Origin of the sequence: Coxiella-like endosymbiont (genome assembly GCF_002871095.1) — a bacterium.
Taxonomy (GTDB): domain Bacteria; phylum Pseudomonadota; class Gammaproteobacteria; order Coxiellales; family Coxiellaceae; genus Coxiella.
In genome coordinates this window covers 1-740 of the sequence record NZ_NSHJ01000070.1, presented here as the reverse complement: position 1 = coordinate 740, position 740 = coordinate 1, and the positions used below count along the sequence as shown (strand labels likewise).

Here is a 740-nt window from a genome sequence, read left to right as displayed (position 1 = left end):
GACTTACCAAACCACACTGCTTTAGGGTTTTAAAATGCACATTTCTCGTTTGAAATGTGGGCAATTTTACCGTTTGAATGATTATTTTAAGCCTGCTTTGATATAAGCTTTCTTGATATTTTCACCTACGACTGTAACTATCAAACGTTGTTTCAATCCCCTAATCTTTTCTATTAATGAGATCAAATTTTTCTTTTTGAACCTCTCTTGAAATTTTTACTATGAAGAGTTAAATCTCGTCGATGATTAGCAAAGCTGTACTCAAAGCAGATAATTTTAATATAGTTTTAGCGGTGGTGCGAAAGGAGAGACTTGAACTCTCACAGGAATTACCTACTGGAACCTAAATCCAGCGCGTCTACCAATTCCGCCACTCTCGCAGCAATTTCATAATAGTTGTTAAGGAAGCTATTGAACAAACACTAAATATACCATAGCGACCCAACACCTCCCTTTAGCAAAAATAATCTAAGTACTAAATTTTAATCTTGATACTCTCTTAACTAATAATATCTTATGATACAGGTTAAATTAAATATCATAGTAAACTTTCAAATATGCCAAAGAAAGAGACCATCTAATACTTTTACTTTATCCTCTAGGTTTTTACTTACCCTACTTATCTTTATATTTAGACTCCTTATAAAGGCCCCCCTTCTAATTATAGGCTTTTCGCTGAAGATAAGCATAACCCAACTCACAGATAGTTATAGTGTCCTTAAAGCCATATTAATCAAAAC

1 tRNA gene is annotated in these 740 nt (G+C 33.4%); it reads right to left on the bottom strand.

The annotated features are described in order from the left end of the window. Positions 1 to 294: 294 nt before the first annotated feature. Positions 295 to 380: transfer RNA gene (locus CLERM_RS00695), tRNA-Leu, on the bottom strand. Positions 381 to 740: the final 360 nt, after the last annotated feature.